The following is a 15,875-nucleotide window of genomic DNA, read 5'->3' as shown; positions in this document are numbered from 1 at the left end:
TAAGGACGTCTTGCTGTGAAATTCTCTCCGCCCTTGTCGTATGCCGGTTTCGAACTGCCCGGCACCGAGATCGCCGTCGTCGCCCTGCGGTATGCCGAGGAGCTGAACGAGCCCGTCGTCTTCCGGCACAGCCTGCGCGGATACCTCTTCGGCCGGGCGATCGGCGAAGCGCAAGGGCTCACGGCGGGTGTCGGCTACGACGACGAGCTGATGTTCGTCGCGAGCGTGCTGCACGACATCGGGGTCAGTGACGAAGGCAACGGCGATCAGCGCTTCGAGGTCGACGGCGCGGACCTGGCGGCCCGCTTCCTGCGGGAACACGGTATGCCGCAGGACCGGATCGACCTTGTCTGGGACGCCATCGCGCTGCACACCACCGACGGGATCGGCGTCCGCAAGGGCCCGGAAGTCATGCTCTGCCATGCCGGGATCGCCGCCGACATCCTGGGCGCCGGCCGGGAACTCCTTCCCGAGGGCCTGGCCGAGCGGGTCCACGAGGAGCTGCCCCGCGAGGACCTGGCGTACGCGCTGACCGACGCGATCGTGGCCCAGTGTCTGGACAACCCGCGCAAGGCCGGTCCGCTGACCTTCCCTGCCAGGCTGGTGCGCCGTCACCTGCCGCAGGGGGCGCTGCCCGACTGGTATGAGCTGATCGCGCACGCCGGGTGGGGCGACCGGCCCGTCGACGACAAGGACCACGGACCGGCTGCGAACAGCCCCGAAGAACTAGGCGAACTCTTCTCCCGGCACCTGGCGGCCGGTGATCTCGGCCGACTGACCCGCCTCTACGAGCCGGGAGCCGTCTTCGTCCCCCGCCCTGGTGAGGTCCGCACCGGAACGGACGCCATCGGCGAGAGCCTGCGCCAGTACATCGAGCAGGGCGTGCGGATCACGCTCCGGCTCCGGCGGGTCCACCACGCCGGTGATCTGGCCCTGCTCTCCTCGGTGGCCACCGTGTCGGTGCCCGGCGCGGCCCCGGTGACCCGGTCCACGGCCGAAGTGGTCCGCCGCCAGCCCGACGGCCGCTGGCTCTACGTCGTGGACGACCCGTCCTTCGACGCCTGACGCTCCGGGACGGGCAGGCCCCCCTACCGGCCGGTGTGCCCTCTCATCGGGGAGGCGCGCCGGCCGGTTCCGGCTGCCGGCGCGAGAACCCGTGCAGGGCGAGGAGCCCGCCGACACCGGGAATCAGGGCGAGCACTTTCGCGGCCGGGTCCGCCGTCCTGATGCGCAGAGTGCCGAGAACGACGACCAGGTAGGCACCGCCGTACACCGGTCCGGCAAACGAGGCCAGGACCGGGTGGTGCACGGTGAGCAGATTGGTCAGCAGGAGCACCAGGGTGGCGATCTCGGTGTGGGCCGCGATCCGCAGATGAAGTGGCGGCACGTTATACCCCCGTGGGGGAGCCGGGCCTGACGATCACCAGGACGGTATCGGTGGCCCACAGCAGGTTGCCTGGGTGATGTCGCGGATCCGGGCGTCGTCGGTCGTGCCTGCCGCAGCCGTGAAGCCGAACCGGGCGCGGGTGGAGACGACCAGGCCGTCCGTGAAGGACGCCTTCTTCCTCGCTATCGCACGGATCTGAGGCTGCCACCGCTTCTCGCCCCGCGCTCCAGGCAACCGCGCAGCTCTTGGCGGGGCCGCTTGAGCTTGCCCGCGACGTAGCGTTCCACTGTGCGCTGGGAGATCCCGAGCGCCTGGGCGGCGGCCTTGGTGCCGTTGAGCTGCTTGACCCGGTACTTCATCTGCGCCTGGGCGCTCTGCGGGATGCGGCGAGTGAACGCCCCCTCCAGCGCGCGGTCCAGGCTGTCCTGGAGCGAATCGGCCACGATCACTATGACTGGAAGGCCACCACCCGGTTTGGGGCGGCGGCCTTCGGTGTTCCCGGAGACGGTTCTGTCACAGCGAGTCCGGGAGGCATCCGGTACGACCGGGGTGTCCATCTCGCGTGCCGGACACGTCCGCGCTGGTGAGCCTGTAGCGTGCCATCTCCCCCTCAGGAATGGTGAGCCCGAATAGGGGATGCCCCCTCCTGCTGACCACAACCGGGGGCACGTAGCACTGGTCTGCCCGGGCTGGATCACCGCGGGGGCTCCTCAGTGGCGTGGGCACAGTCGGTGCAGAAGCGGTACATGTACCAGGAGTTCCCCTCGATCTGCGACTGAGTGCCGAGGGTCATGCACGGCTCGCGGAACTCTACTCGGTCAGTCATCCGACTGTAAGTGCGGATCTCGGGGTTGCAGCGGGCTTGCCGGTCGGAGTCGAAACGGTGCAGTTCGTGCATGTCTTCCGTTGTTCCGGCCCACTCGCGGATGTCATCGGTGCTGCTCATGCTGTTCCTTCGGGTTATGGGTCTCGCCGTAAGGTCGTCTCCATACTGGGTGTTTCATCCTGAAGGGTGCTGATTGCTGGGGGCTTTCCGGTTGCAGCCCAAACTCGTCGGACGCGACCACTGTGACGGTGGTGGCGGGAGCGCCGCTTGCCCATGAAATGCGGCTACAACTGTGCTCTTCCTCCTGTCTCATCCCAAGAGGCCAAACTGAACTGCGTTTGTCCGTCAGTCGACGCGGTCTCCGGGCAGGCCGGAAAGTCAGCGGTACGCAGTCATCGTGACGCAACGTCGACCGTATCCGAGCGACTTGTCCGACGCGCGCTGGGCGTTGGTGGAACCCACCCTGACCGCCTGGCGACAGGCCTACACCTGACGCACCCTCGCTTTCGGCCGCCCACCCGAGCACGATCTGCGTGACCTGCTCGACGCGATCTTGTATGTCGACCGCACAGGCATCCCCTGGCGCTGCTTCCCACACGACTACCCGCCGCACCAGACCGGGTACGCCTACTTCGCCCGCCGGCAGAAGGATGGCGTGTTCGAGCACCGCAACGGCCTGCTGCGTCGCCTCGTCCGAACCACGCAGGGCCGCGAGTCCGAGCCGACGGCCTGCATCATCGACTCCCAGAGCGTGAAGACCTCCACCAACGTCCGCGCCGACACTCAGGGCATCGACGTCGGGAAGAAGATCGCGGGCAGGAAGCGAAGCGTCATCACCGACCCCCTCGGCCTGCTGCTGACCGTGCTGGTCACCGCCGCGACCCGGCCACCAGGGGATTCGTCGCGCTGCAGCCGGTCCGGCCCCAGGGTATGGAGGCCGGACCGGTGAAGTTCCCCCTGTGCGCGGGAGTGGAAGCTGGTCAGGACGGGTTGACGTCGTTCTCGGCCCCGGGCCGCCTCGTGTCACATCTGTTGCATGCGGTGCGCGCTGAGGGCCAGAACGATCAGGGCGGCGTCCTCGGGGCGGCGGGGATCGCGGGCGGTGAGGTCGGCGAAGCGGTTGAGGCGCTGCTGGATCGTGTTGCGGTGGCAGTACAGGGCGGCCGCCGTGTCGGCCACCGATCCGCTGCCCGACAGATGGACCCGTACGGTCTCCAGCAGGCGTTCCGCCTCCGCCGCGGGGATCGCGGGGGATCCCGTGTACAGACCGTCGAGCACGTCCAGAGCCAGGTCGCGGCCGAGGTCGCCTGCGCGGTGGACGAGGACGTCGAGCCAGTTGTCCTCCAGCCGGTGCGGCTCGGTGGCGTCGGGTGGCAGTACGCGGGCCGTGGCGGTCGCGAGCGCCACCGCGCGGGGCACCTCGGTGAGTCCGGTCACCGCGCGGGCGACTCCGCACGGCGTTCCCCGCAGATGTGTGAGCACCGCCTCCCAGGTGAGGCGCGGGCCCAGTTGGACGACCAGGACCGTGTCCGAGGCGACCGCCTGCTGCTGCAGCGGGGCGTCCAGGGCGCGCAGGGAGTTCGCGACCTTGCGCAGCGACGCCTCGCCGCCGGGCGCCACCGCGCAGAGGAATTGTCCGGGCACCTGGAATCCGAGGGCGCGCGCCACGTCCCGCACCACGGTGGGGTTGCGGCCCTCGGTGTCCAGGAGCCGGCTGAACCACAGCCGCCGCTCGTCCTCCGTCCGCCGCCCCATCTCCAGAACGGTGCGCTGGTAGGCGGTCATGATGCCGGTGACGTGGCGTTCGACCGCCTCCCACACGTAGTACGCGGACGTCACCAGTTGTGCCCTGCCCTCCTCGCCCGCACGCCGCACCAGTGCGGCCCAGACGACCCGGAAGTCCACCCGGGCGGCCTGCAGCAGCGCGTCCAGCGGAACGCCCTGCCGGGCGCGCCCCTCGCCGACGCGCTCGGAGACGCCTGCGATGTGTTCCGGTACCGGGAGCTGCGCGACGGTGCGCAGCAGCAGCTCGAACGCCTGCCAGGCACTGTCGCGGAACTCGTGCCGGGAGACCAGGTCCGAGTAGGAGGCCCGGACGGGGCCCACGTACGTGGCCCATTCGTCGACCAGGCTGTCGATCTCCTCCAGGCACTCACGGGCCAGGGCGATGACGTGCGGGTCCGGCGCGGGCGGTTCGACGGTGTGCGGGTCCGGCGGGAGCAGGGCGCCCGGTGGCGGGGTCGGGGTGTGCATGTGCTCCATCCTGCCTCCTGCCCGCCTGGTCGGTACTGCCCCGGGCCCGCGCCGTCACGCGGGCCGATCGGCCCGGCCTCGCCGCACCGGCGGGTCAGCCTGCTCCGCCGCGCAGACGGATCACCTTCCGGTTCACGAACTCCGCCATTCCGTACTCCCCCAGCTCCCGCCCCACACCGGACAGTTTGACCCCGCCGAAGGGGAGGTCCTCCTGGGTCTGGGAGGAGCCGTTGACCGAGACCATGCCGACGTCGAGCGCGTCCGCGACCGCCTGCGCGGCGGCGAGGTCGCGACCGAACACGACGCTGCCGAGGCCGTACGGGGTGTCGTTGGCGAGGCGGATCGCCGCCTCGGTGTCGGGGACGCGGTGGACGACCGCGACCGGGCCGAAGATCTCCTCCCGGTACGCCCGCATGTCGGGGGTGACCCCAGTGAGGACGGTTGGTTCGACGAAGGCTCCCGCGCGGGACGGACGTCCACCGCCGGTCACCACTGTCGCGCCCCGCGCCACCGCGTCGTCCACCTGTGCGATCACGGTCCGGGCGGCCTCCTCGCCGGCGAGGGGGCCGATCGCGACCCCGTCGTCGGCGGGGTCGCCGACGGTCAACTCCCGTACCGCGTCCGCGAAGGCGGCGAGGAAGCGGTCGTGGAGCGGTTCCACGACGATGAACCGCTTGGAGGCGGTGCACGCCTGGCCGGCGTTGCCCATTCGGCCCTCGACGGCCGCGGCGACGGCGGCCTCCAGGTCCGCGTCGGGCAGGACGACGAAGGGGTCGGAGCCACCGAGTTCGAGAACGTACTTCTTGAGGTGGCGGCCGGCGACCTCGCCGACCGCTCGCCCGGCCCGCTCCGAGCCGGTGAGCGAGACCCCTTGGACCCGGGGGTCCGCGATGACGCGGGCGACCTGCTCGTTGGTCGCGTACACGTTGACGTAGGCGCCCGCCGGCAGCCCGGCCGCCCGCATGATGTCCTCGACGGCCTGCGCCGACTCGGGGCAGTTCGGGGCGTGTTTGAGGAGGATGGTGTTGCCGAGCACGAGGTTGGGTGCCGCGAACCGGGCCACCTGGTAGTACGGGTAGTTCCACGGCATCACGCCGAGCAGCGCGCCCAGCGGTTCGGACCGTACCACCACGTCGTCGCCGCCGCGGATGTCCAGCCGCCGGTCGGCCGCGAAGGCCGGGCCGTGCTCCGCGTAGTACGCGAAGATCGCCGCCGACAGGTCCACCTCGCCGAGGGCTTCGCGGGTGGTCTTGCCCATCTCGCGGGTGATGATCGCGGCCAGTTCCGCCCGGCGGCTTTCGAACTCGCGGGCCACGGCGCGGACCGCGTCGGCCCGCTCCTGGACGGGGCGGCGGCGCCACGTGGTGAACTCCGTCGCCGCTGCCTCGACCGCGTGGTCGATCCCGGCGTCGCCCGCCGTCGGGTACCGCCGCACGAGGATGTTCGTGGCCGGGTCGACGACCTGGTATTGCGTCACTCTTCTCTTCTTCCTTCGCATCGCCGGGTTCGCCCGGCCGGACCGGCCGGGATGGATCGGCCGAGGGGGTCAGCCGAGGTGCAGGAGGGTCCGGAGGTCCTCGCCCGCGCGGATCCGGCGCAGCAGGTCCGGTTCCGCCGCGTCCGACGCCTCCGCCTCGGGCAGGACGGCGGCCAACATGGGCGCCGACAGGGCGAGCACCCCGTCGGCGTCGCCGAGGACGATGTCCCCCGGTGCGACGCGCACACCGCCGATGTCCACGGGCACCTGGTGTCGGCCGCCCCGCCCGTCGAGCCGCTTGGTGGTCAGGCAGTTGGTGCCCCGGGCGTGGACCGGCAGTCCGAAGGCCGGGTCCGCGAGCGCCTCCGCGTCCGTGACGACGCCGTCCACGAGGATGCCCGCAGCCCCGCGCGCCCGCGCCGCAGCCGCCGTGACGGCACCGATCGGCGCGTGGCGGTGGTCGCCGCGCATGTCGACGACCAGTACCTCGCCGGGGCGCAGCGCGACGAGCGCGCGGTTGACCGCCGTGGCGTCCGGGGCGTCGAGCGCGAGCGTGGCGGCCGTACCGGCCATCCGCACGGCCCGGCCCAGGCGCCGTACGGACGGGTCGACGAAGCCCTCCTCCAGGAAGTGGCCGAGCGTCGGGAGTTCCACGCGGGCGAGGCGCTCCAGCAGTTCGCCGGGGGTGATTCGGGCCGGGCCCGATGCGGCGGTGGCGCTCACTGCCCCGCTCCTTCCGCGACCACCGCGACGCAGTCGATCTCCAGGGACACGCCCCACAGCCCCACGCAGACCGTCGTCCGGGCCGGCCTGCGGTCGGCGAAGAACTCCTTGTACACGGCGTTGTAGGGCGCGAGCTGGTCCGGCGAGCTGAGGTAGGTGTTGACCTTGACGATGTGGTCGAGGTCCGAACCTGCCGTGTGGAGCACGGATTCGAGGTTGCGCAGCGTGGCGCGCACGTCGTCCTCGAACGTCCGGTCCGACTGTCCCGGGGCGGCCGGTATCTGGCCCGTGGTGAAGACGAAGCCGCCTGCGGATGTCGCCTGGACGTAGGGGCCCACGGCGGCCGGCACGCCCGGTGCCGACTCGATCCGCGTGACGCCGGGCCCGACCGCCGCTGCCGCCTCCGATGCCTGCGGTGTACTCATGCGGCCGCTCCGACCTGGCGATCGGTGGACGGGGACGTCGTGCCCGGCTCGTCGATGTCCCCGAACCGGGTCTCCGCGAGCAGGAACAGGGCCAGCAGGGACAGGACCGCTGCGCCGAGCACGTACCAGGCGATCGAGGAGCTGCTGCCGGTGGACGCGAGGAGCATGGCGGTGACGGCCGGTGTCGCGGCGGAGCCCAGCAGGCCCGAGAGCATGTAGGCGACCGAGAGGCCCGAGTACCGGACCCGGGTGCCGAAGAGTTCGGCGAGGAAGGTCGCGATGGGACCGTAGTTGGCGGAGAACGCGAGCGTCATGAGCATGTAGGCGGCGAAGACCCCGGACGTCGTCCCGATGTCGAGCAGCCAGAAGAACGGGAAAGCGAATACGGCCTCCGCCGCGATGCCCGCGTAGATCACGGGCTTGCGGCCCACGCTGTCGGACAGCCGGCCGAAGAACGGGATGGCCACGAAGGCGACGGCGCAGGCCGCCATGACCGCCCACAGCATCAGGGTCTCGGAGTGCCCGAGGTCGCTTGTCCCGTAGCTGACGCCGGAGGTCACCATCAGGGTGAAGGTCGACCCGGTGGACAGGGTCGCGACACCGCCCAGCAACACCTGGCGCCAGTACGTGCTCATCAGCGCGAAGAACGGGATCCGGGCCTTGGCGCCCTCATCGCGGACCGCCTGGAAGGACGGAGTCTCCTCGATGTTGAGCCGGATGTAGAAACCGATGGCGACGAGGATGGCGGAGGCCAGGAAGGGGATCCGCCAGCCCCACGTGTAGAGCGCGTCGCTGCCCGTGGTCGTGGTGACCAGCAGGAAGGCGCCGTTGGCGAGCAGTGTTCCGACCGGCACGCCGATCTGGACCATGGAGCCGAAGAAGCCGCGCCGGTGCTCCGGTGCGTGCTCGACGGTCATCAGTACGGCACCGCCCCACTCGCCGCCCAGTGCGAGCCCTTGCACCACGCGCAGGCCGAGCAGCAGGAAGGGCGCGGCCACGCCGATGGTCTCGTATCCGGGTACGAGACCCATGGCGAAGGTGGCGACGCCCATCGCCGTCAGGGAGAACAGCAGCATGGACTTGCGGCCGAGGCGGTCGCCGAAGTGGCCGAAGAGCACGGCGCCCACCATGCGCGCCAGGTAGGCGGAGGCGAAGGTCAAGAACGCCAGGATCGTCCCCACCGCCCCGTCGAACTCGGGGAAGAACACCTTGCCGAATACCAGCGCGGAGGCGGTGCCGAACAGGAACAGGTCGTACCACTCGACCGTGGTGCCGACCATGCTCGCGATGGAGATCCTGCGCATCTTCGTCACATCGAGCCGGTTGCCGGTGGTCGGCGGGAAAGCGGGAGCGGTCATGGGGACTCCGGTCTGATTACTGGGCCGAGGAATCGTCGGGGGCGGGGGGCACGGGGCCGGGCGGGCGCCGTCCGATCGGCCAACCGTGCATCGGCCCCCTCACCGGCCACAAGGAGCAGAAGCACACCGTCACGGCGTGGCGGATGTGCATATGACCAATGCGCCCTGTCATGCTCCGCGCTCCGACCGTCGACCGAGGCAGCGACCAGGACGGCAGTCCGGTAGACGGCCCCCCAGCAGGGACCACCACGTCGCCACCCCTGTTCATCTGCACATTGCGGCCCCGCTATCCGGAGGCCTTTGCCTCGTGTGTCCGGCCGCCTCGACAGCAACACTGGCCGGGCAACCGTGGTCTCAAGACAAGGAACGACCTCCGATGGCGAACGTCCCACCCGAGCCCGCCGACTCCCTCGGGCGCCCCCTCTCGGCCGGCCATCTGATCGTCGCGCAGTTGGAGCGCGAGGGCGTACGGCGGGTGTACGGGGTTCCCGGCGAGTCCTTCCTCGACGTCCTGGACGGGCTGCACGACTCGTCGATCTCGACGGTGGTGACCCGGCACGAGGGCGGCGCGGCCTTCATGGCGCTGGCGGAGGGCAGGCTGACGGGACTGCCCGGCGTGGCGATGGTGACCCGCGGGCCGGGCGCCGCCAACGCCTTCATCGCCGTCCACACCGCGTACCAGGACGCGACCCCGATGCTGCTCTTCGTCGGGCTCGTGCCGGTGGCGGACCGCGGCCGCGAGGCGTTCCAGGAGTTCGACCTCAGCGCGTGGTTCGGCAGCACGGCGAAGAAGGTCGTCACGCTGGACGACCCCGCCTCCGCCGCCCGTGTCGTCGCGGAGAGCGTGCACGTGGCCCGCAGCGGCCGGCCCGGACCGGTGGTGATCGGCCTTCCGGAGGACGTGCTCACCCGCTCTGCGGGGCCCACGCTCGCGGTCCGGCCGCTCGCGGTGCCGCGGCCGCGCGCCGCGGAGGTGGAGCTGAAGGAACTGGTGGGCCGGCTGGAGCGGGCGCGGCGGCCGCTGGTCGTCGTCGGCGGCGAGGGCTGGACCGCGCAGAGCGGGCCGGAGCTGATGCGCTGGGCGAACCGGCACTCGATCCCCGTGGTCGCCGACTTCCGTGCCTACGACGCCGTCCCCCACGACCTCGGCGCCTACGCCGGATCGCTCGGCTACGGCCGTGGCGACCACTCGGCCCGGCTGCTGGACGAGGCAGACCTCACGGTCTTCCTCGGCACCCCGCGCGGCGACGTGCTCAGCGACGGATACACCCGCGGCCTCGATTCCGAGACGGTGCTCGTCCTGCCCGGCGAGGCGCACGGGCACTGCGGCCGTCTCGACCAGTTCGTCTCGGCTGACGCGCCCGCCTTCGTCCTCGACCTCGTCACGGTGCCGGCGGCGCCGGACACCGACACCGGTTGGTTCGGGGCGGCCACCGCGGCCCAGGCCCGTTTCGCCGCACCGTCCACCGAGCCGGCCGAGCACGGATCCGTGGGCACCTACGTCGATCTCACCGCAGTCATGGGCGTGCTGCGTGAGGAGCTCAGCCGCGACGCCGTCGTCACCTACGGCGCCGGAAACCACGCGCTCTGGCCGGCCCGCTACCTCCCGCACCGGGCCGCCGCCTCGCTCGTCGCCCCCCGCAACGGTGCCATGGGCATGGGCATACCGGCCGCCGTCGCGGCCTCGCTGGCCTTCCCCGGGCGGGAGGTCGTGTCCGTCGCGGGCGACGGCTGTTTCCTGATGAATGGCCAGGAGCTGGCCACCGCGGTGGGCCACGGCGCCGTCTTCGTAGCCCTGGTGGTCGACAACGGCTGCTATGCGACGATCCGCGAGCACCAGGAGGGCGCCTACCCGGGCCGCCCGTCCGGCACCGCGCTGACCAACCCGGACTTCGCCGCGTGGGCCCGCTCGTACGGCGCCTACGGCGAGACCGTGACCTCGCACCACGACTTCCGGGAGGCGTTCCGGCGGGCCCGCGCGAGTGGGCTCCCCGCCGTGCTGCATCTGATCCAGGACCCGGCGGTCCGAGCCCCGGCGACCGCCGTCGCCTGAACGGCCGGCCCGACGCCGCCCTTTCGCCCCGATCCCCCGCCCGACTCCGCCGAGGTGGCCCGGCCCCCTTCGCGGACGGGCCTGGGCGCCTCGCACCCCACAGACCGACAGGACGTGATCATGAGCAATCCGGCCGCCACTCCCACGGCTGAGACCGCACCCGACGCCACCTTGCTGGAGGACTTCGCGACCCTCTCGGCGTTCGGTGCCACATCCGGCGGCGGCGTCGACCGGCAGGCCGCCACCGCCGCCGACGCGGAGCAGCGCGCCTGGCTCCACCGGTGGCTCACCGCCCGCGGCGCCGAGGTCCGCTACGACGGTGTCGGCAACCAGTTCGGCCTCTTCACCGTCGTCCCCGGGGCCCCGTACGTCCTCACCGGGTCCCACCTGGACAGCCAGCCACTTGGCGGCCGCTACGACGGCGCGTACGGCGTGCTCGCCTCGGCGCACGCCGCGTACCGGGCCGTGTCCCGGTACGGCGCGTCGGGCACCGCGCCGAAGTACAACGTGGCCGTAGTCAACTGGTTCAACGAGGAGGGCTGCCGGTTCAAGCCGAGCATGATGGGCAGCTCGGTGTTCACCGGGAAGCTGCCGGTGGACACTGCGCTCGCGACGACCGATCCCGCGGGCACCACGGTCGAGGCGGCTCTCCGGAAGATCGGGACGATCGGCGACTACGCCGGCCCGGACGTGGCGGCGTACGCCGAGATCCACATCGAGCAGGGCCGCGAGCTGGAGAACGAGGGCGTCACCATCGGCCTGGTGGACTCCACCTGGGCGGCGCGCAAGTTCCAGGTCGTGGTCCGTGGCGAGCAGTCGCACACCGGGTCGACGGTCATGGCGGACCGCCGCGACGCCCTGTTCGGCGCTTCGTTGCTCGTCGTGGCGGTGCGTGAACTGGCCGAGCAGAGCAAAGACTTCCCGCTGCATACGTCGGTGAGCGAGATGAGCATCGAGCCGAACTCCCCGGTGGTGGTCGCGCGCGAGGTGCGTATGCACGTCGATCTGCGTTCGCCTGACGAGGAGTTCCTCGCCGCGGCGGCCGCGCGGCTGGCCGAGTCCGTCCCCGGTATCGAGGAGCGCGCGTCGGTCTCCGTGGAGCTGGTGCAGACGCACGGCTGGGGCGTGGCACCGTTCCCCGCGGCCGGGGTCCGGCTCGCCGCGCGGGCGGCCGACGAGCTGGGGCTCAGCCGCCGGCCCATGATGACCATCGCCGGACACGACTCGGTGAACATGAAGGACGTCGCGCCCTCGATCATGATGTTCGTGCCCAGCGTCGAGGGGATCTCGCACAACGAAGGCGAGGCCACGGACGACCTGGACATCAGCCGGGGCACGGATCTGCTGACCGAGGTGGTCGACCGGCTCATGTCGGGGGCCCTGGACACCGAGGCGCGGTGACCCGCTGGGGCGGCGCCGGGGCCGTACCACTCCGACGCCGCCCCAGCCCGTGCCGCCGCTCGCACGGCTGGTCACACGCCTGCGGCTGATGGTCAGGACCCGGGAGAGGGGAGGTCACCCCGGTGCGGGCGAGAGCCGGCTGGCAGTTCGTTGACCGGGAACCGTGCCGGTTGCCCGGTCAGCACCCGTACGGCTTCTTCAACAGCGATGGTCCGTACCATCCTGATGGCTTCCTCGGAGTAGTAAGCGGCGTGGGATGTGACGATCACGTTGGGCAGTTTGAGAAGGGGGTTCGTCGGGAGCCATCCGCGCTGTTTCGCGGGTTCCTCCTTGATGTCGTCCAGCGCCGCGCCGGCGATCCTCCCTTGGGTGAGTGCCTGGTGGAGCGCCGCGTCTTCTTACGTATAGCGCGTTTCGCTTCGGTGTGGTGCGGCGTGTCGTGGTGAGCTTGAGGTTCCGAAGTCGGGTGGCCTGGTGGCCTGGTGGCCTGGTTGGAGGCCGTCCGCCGACGCGTCGGTCCGGGCCCGGGGCTGGCGACGAGGACGGGGACGAGCGGGCCTGGTGAACGTTCCAGGCGCCCGGCATGGGCCGTCTCTCCCCTCGCCGGGCGCCTGGAGCGTACGGGCCCGTCAGGGCCGGGCCAGCGGCAGGCCGGGCAGCTGCGGGTGCCACAGGTGCTGCCCGCCGTCGCAGACGTGCAGGGTGAAGGTCTCCGGCCCCGGCCGGCCGGCGACGTCGTAGGCGTCCAGGACGCGCTCGATCCGCTCCCACAGCTTGACCGGACCGCCCTCGCGCACCTGCCAACCACCACCGTGCGGGGTGAGGGTGGCCGCGGAGCCGGTGACGACGTCGATCAGGTGCACCACCTCGCCCACGGTCGTCATCTGCGCATCCGGTACCGCGCTCTGGGCGAGGAAGCGCAGGTGGAACGCCTCCTCGGTGGCGGCGTTGATCCTCTCTGGGCTGTGCGGGGTGGTCCGGGGCCTGTCCGTCAGGCCCGCGGCCCAGTGGGCGGGGTTGCCGAACGCCGGCGCAGCATGGGTACGCGCTGACATGAACGACACCGTGCCACCGAGCAGCGGGCCCTCGGCGGTCCCATCGGCACCGACCGTGAGGAGGGCGCGGGCGTAGCCGTAGAGCCAGCCGGAGAGGGTGAGCAGGATCTTCCCTCCGGGCCGGGTCTGCGCGAGCAGGGTGGGCGGGACTGCGCGGAAGGAGCAGGCGGCCACGATCCGGTCGAACTGTGCCTCGGGCCAGTACCCGTACAGTCCGTCCGCCGCGGCCAGGGTCGGCGTGTATCCGCACGCGTACAGCGCGCTCGCCGCCTGCTCCAGGCGGCGGCCGTCGACCTCGATCGACGTGACGTCGGCGGAGCCGAGGCGTTCGCACGCGAGCGCGGTCGAATAGCCGGTCCCGGTGCCGATCTCCAGCACCGTGTGTCCCTCGGTGACCTCGGCGTCCGTCCACATGCGCACGACGAGCGAGGGCAGCGTGGAGGACGATGTCGGGGCCCCGCCGTGCCGTACGGCGGGCTGCTTCCAGTCGGGTTCGATACCGTCGAACTGCGTGATGAGCGTGGTGTCGGAGTACGTGGCGGTCAGCCACCGGCTGTAGTCGAGCTCGGCGGTGACCGGCTCCCACACTGTCAGGCCCTGCCTGTCACGTCCGTCGGCAGGCAGGTAGAAGCCAGGTACGAACCGGTGCCGCGGCACTGCCTGAACCACCTCCTTCCAGGCCGGATCGGCAAGTGCGCCGTTGTCGGCGAGGGCCTTGGTCATCGCCTTGCGCAGCCGCGCGGCGTCGGTCTCAAGGTCGGCGGGCATCGTCACGCAGCACCGCCTCCTTCCTGCTTGAGAATGTCGGCGAACGCCTCGGTGATGGCGCGCGCGTCGGGCAGCCAGCCCCACTGGCCGTTCGGGTTGCATTCGATCGCCGTCCAGTGCTCCGGGGCGTTCCCGTCGCCGGTCAGGGCGAAGTCGAAGCAGCCGAAGACCAGGCCGGAGGAGGCCAGGTAGCGGTGCAGCGCGGCCTCGATCGGGGCCGGGACGGCGATGGGGGCGTGGATCAGGTCGTCCCAGTTGCCTCGGCGCCAGTCCAGCGCGCCGTCCGGGGCGGCGACCTGCTGGGCGAACACCTTCTCGCCGACCACGGTGACCCGGACGTCGCCGGTCTTGGGGATCTCGGCCTGGAACAGGTGCGCGGTCACGCAGAGGGTGTCGTCGAAGGTGTCGGGGTCGACGCGCTGGGCCCAGATCGCCCCGGTGTGCCCATCCTCGCCTGGGGGCAGGCCGCGGAACGTCTTGTAGATCACGTGGCTGTGCTCGGCAGCGAACTTCCGTGCGGCGTCGGGGTCGTTGGTGACCAGGGTCGGCGGGATCTGAAGCCCGAGTTCGGTGAAGCGCTGGAGTTGGGCGGGCTTGAAATCGGCCCGGGTGACTGCGGCGGGGTGGTTGACGTACGTCGCGCCGTGCAGGTTGTTCAGGATGCCGCCGAGGCCGTGCCTCGCCTCGGCGGCGGCGAAGTCCCGCTGCTGCACAGGCAGGTGCCGGTACCGGGCCGTGAAGGGGGTGGGGCGGCGGTAGTAGACCGCCGCCACCTCCCCCAGCTCCACCTCCCTACTCGCCGTGCGCAGCCGCCCACGCCAGGTGGGACTGTCCTGCCCGATGCGGGCCTCGAAGGTCAGGGCGGGCCCGATATCGGCCGGGTCGACGCGTACGACGGGCACCTCACGCTCGTTCAGCGCAGCGATGACCTTGTCCGCGGTGAAATCTTCCAGCGCGGTGACGACCAGGACGGTGGAGGCCACCCGTCAGTCCGACTCGTAGTCGGTGGTGTTGTCGTCCTGGGCCTGCGGCTGCGGGCCCTGCCCGTCGCCGCCCCCGGACATCGAGGCGGTACCAGTCGTTTTCGAGGTGCCGTGATTACCCATCTCCACCACGCGGCCGGCGGTGTCGGTGTAGCGGGCGGTCTGCGAAAGCGGATCGAGCGTCACGGCCGCATACGGCGGCAGGCCGGCCGGAAACCGGTCGGTGACCAGCCGCATCGCCCACGGTGCCCCGGGTGCAAGTGTCGCCATGCGAAATCCCTTCCCCATATACCGAAACCGAAAGCAGTCAGCCAGGAGGCTGCCACCTCCACAGAATCGATGCCCGGCAGGTGTCCTGGCCAGTACCGTACGAGTCGCGAACCTTGGCAGAAAACGCCACGCTCCATATGCGCAGCCGGAGAACGCGAGGCGCCGATGGCCTGCTGAGCAAATGTTCGACGGCACAGCCCACCGCCTGAACCGCCACGGCAAGGGCCTCGACACCGACACCACCGCTGCGCCGGAAGTGGTCACGGTCTTCTTCACCAAGGCGAACACATCCGAGGGCGGAGCCTGTACCGGCTGGCGATCACCTATCAGCTCGCCACGGCCGCCCGCCACGCCCAGAACAGGGCACAGGTGAGCCTGGACCCGACCGGCAAGGGCCGCAGGCGGTGGACCATGCGCTGGAAGGCGCCCTTGAACGCTTTCCAGGTCGCCTTCGAGGGTCGACTGACCCCCACCGACCACTGACCAACTCAACAACCAAGATCAGCCGTTAAGTTGACACACCCGAAGACGGCCAGGTGGTAGTCCGTACGTGCGGAGCCGGATCCCATCGTCATCCGGCCCACCACGGCTCCTCGACGCATCCGGGACCGCTTGCTCCACTGCCGCTGCCAGCGATGTACGACCCGTGCGTACGAGCTGCGTGACGACACGGCGATACTCAGCGGCCACCAGACAGCCTCGCCGGGCAGGCGCTCAAGCAAGATCGTTCTGCTGTCGTGCGACAGCAGAACGATACTGACTTCGGCTCGTTAGGGTGATCTCTTTCGAAGTCCCTGATCCACCTGGGGCGTTGGCTGTATTCCGTGGTGTGTGAGATATGCGGATGGGGGCGGGCTGACCGCTGCGGGACGTGAGCGCCGTGAGTCGGTGCGGAT

At 70.9% G+C, this 15,875-nt stretch carries 13 protein-coding genes and 3 pseudogenes; 4 read left to right on the top strand and 12 right to left on the bottom strand.

The genetic code is table 11. The features are described from left to right. Positions 1-15: 15 nt before the first annotated feature. The gene (locus ACIHCL_RS34425) at positions 16-1,065 is read left to right on the top strand and encodes an SgcJ/EcaC family oxidoreductase (protein ID WP_399868245.1); all 1,050 of its coding nucleotides are present in this window, start codon (positions 16-18) and stop codon (positions 1,063-1,065) included. 43 nt (positions 1,066-1,108) lie between these two features. Here ACIHCL_RS34425 and ACIHCL_RS34420 read toward each other — a convergent pair whose 3' ends face one another. The 3 genes and pseudogenes from ACIHCL_RS34420 to ACIHCL_RS34410 form a co-directional block, all read right to left on the bottom strand. Continuing rightward, positions 1,109-1,387 (bottom strand): DUF3817 domain-containing protein, encoded by a 279-nt coding sequence (locus tag ACIHCL_RS34420; protein WP_399868243.1) that lies wholly within the window; start codon positions 1,385-1,387, stop codon positions 1,109-1,111. 66 nt (positions 1,388-1,453) lie between these two features. Next, a pseudogene (gene tpg / locus ACIHCL_RS34415) lies at positions 1,454-1,830 on the bottom strand (telomere-protecting terminal protein Tpg); the annotation flags it as partial. A gap of 251 nt (positions 1,831-2,081) precedes the next feature. After that, positions 2,082-2,333 carry a hypothetical protein gene (locus ACIHCL_RS34410; RefSeq protein ID WP_399868241.1) on the bottom strand — a complete coding sequence of 84 codons (252 nt, stop codon included), beginning with the start codon at positions 2,331-2,333 and terminating at the stop codon, positions 2,082-2,084. Positions 2,334-2,610: 277 nt separating this feature from the next. Between ACIHCL_RS34410 and ACIHCL_RS34405 the strand changes: the two are divergent. Further along, positions 2,611-3,096, top strand: a pseudogene (locus ACIHCL_RS34405) (transposase); the annotation flags it as partial. Positions 3,097-3,236: 140 nt separating this feature from the next. On the opposite strand, the gene ACIHCL_RS34400 reads toward ACIHCL_RS34405, so the two are convergent. The 5 genes from ACIHCL_RS34400 to ACIHCL_RS34380 form a co-directional block, all read right to left on the bottom strand. Then, complete coding sequence (locus ACIHCL_RS34400) at positions 3,237-4,466, bottom strand: PucR family transcriptional regulator (RefSeq protein ID WP_399868240.1); 1,230 nt, start codon at positions 4,464-4,466, stop codon at positions 3,237-3,239. A 94-nt stretch (positions 4,467-4,560) separates the two neighbouring features. Next, a complete protein-coding gene (locus tag ACIHCL_RS34395) occupies positions 4,561-5,943 on the bottom strand; it encodes an NAD-dependent succinate-semialdehyde dehydrogenase (protein ID WP_399868238.1) in 1,383 nt (460 codons plus the stop codon). 69 nt (positions 5,944-6,012) lie between these two features. Further along, on the bottom strand, positions 6,013-6,666 hold the full coding sequence (locus tag ACIHCL_RS34390; RefSeq protein ID WP_399868236.1) for an RraA family protein: 654 nt from the start codon (positions 6,664-6,666) through the stop codon (positions 6,013-6,015). Then, a complete protein-coding gene (locus ACIHCL_RS34385; RefSeq protein WP_399868234.1) occupies positions 6,663-7,091 on the bottom strand; it encodes a RidA family protein in 429 nt (142 codons plus the stop codon). The genes ACIHCL_RS34390 and ACIHCL_RS34385 overlap by 4 nt, the downstream gene beginning before the upstream one ends. Further along, positions 7,088-8,449 (bottom strand): MFS transporter, encoded by a 1,362-nt coding sequence (locus ACIHCL_RS34380; protein WP_399868232.1) that lies wholly within the window; start codon positions 8,447-8,449, stop codon positions 7,088-7,090. The genes ACIHCL_RS34385 and ACIHCL_RS34380 overlap by 4 nt, the downstream gene beginning before the upstream one ends. Positions 8,450-8,825: 376 nt before the next feature. Between ACIHCL_RS34380 and ACIHCL_RS34375 the strand changes: the two genes are divergently transcribed. Then, a complete protein-coding gene (locus ACIHCL_RS34375) occupies positions 8,826-10,502 on the top strand; it encodes a thiamine pyrophosphate-dependent enzyme (RefSeq protein ID WP_399868230.1) in 1,677 nt (558 codons plus the stop codon). A gap of 120 nt (positions 10,503-10,622) precedes the next feature. After that, positions 10,623-11,903, top strand: coding sequence for a M20 family metallo-hydrolase (locus ACIHCL_RS34370; protein WP_399868228.1), 1,281 nt, complete (start codon positions 10,623-10,625; stop codon positions 11,901-11,903). Positions 11,904-11,995: 92 nt separating this feature from the next. On the opposite strand, the pseudogene ACIHCL_RS34365 reads toward ACIHCL_RS34370, so the two are convergent. The 4 genes and pseudogenes from ACIHCL_RS34365 to ACIHCL_RS34350 form a co-directional block, all read right to left on the bottom strand. Continuing rightward, positions 11,996-12,286: pseudogene (locus tag ACIHCL_RS34365) on the bottom strand (NAD(P)-dependent oxidoreductase); the annotation flags it as partial. A gap of 246 nt (positions 12,287-12,532) precedes the next feature. Beyond that, positions 12,533-13,732 (bottom strand): ATP-grasp peptide maturase system methyltransferase, encoded by a 1,200-nt coding sequence (tgmC, locus tag ACIHCL_RS34360; RefSeq protein WP_399868226.1) that lies wholly within the window; start codon positions 13,730-13,732, stop codon positions 12,533-12,535. Continuing rightward, positions 13,729-14,709: an ATP-grasp ribosomal peptide maturase gene (tgmB, locus tag ACIHCL_RS34355; protein WP_399868224.1), complete on the bottom strand. Its 981-nt coding sequence runs from the start codon at positions 14,707-14,709 to the stop codon at positions 13,729-13,731. The genes tgmC and tgmB overlap by 4 nt, the downstream gene beginning before the upstream one ends. 3 nt (positions 14,710-14,712) lie before the next feature. Beyond that, positions 14,713-14,979 (bottom strand): putative ATP-grasp-modified RiPP, encoded by a 267-nt coding sequence (locus ACIHCL_RS34350; RefSeq protein WP_399868222.1) that lies wholly within the window; start codon positions 14,977-14,979, stop codon positions 14,713-14,715. Between the last annotated feature and the right edge of the window lie 896 nt (positions 14,980-15,875).

This window comes from Streptomyces sp. NPDC052042 (assembly GCF_044548345.1).
Classification (GTDB): Bacteria; Actinomycetota; Actinomycetes; order Streptomycetales; family Streptomycetaceae; genus Streptomyces.
The sequence above is the reverse complement of the archived record's forward strand: the minus strand, read 5'-3'. Positions and strand labels throughout refer to the sequence as shown.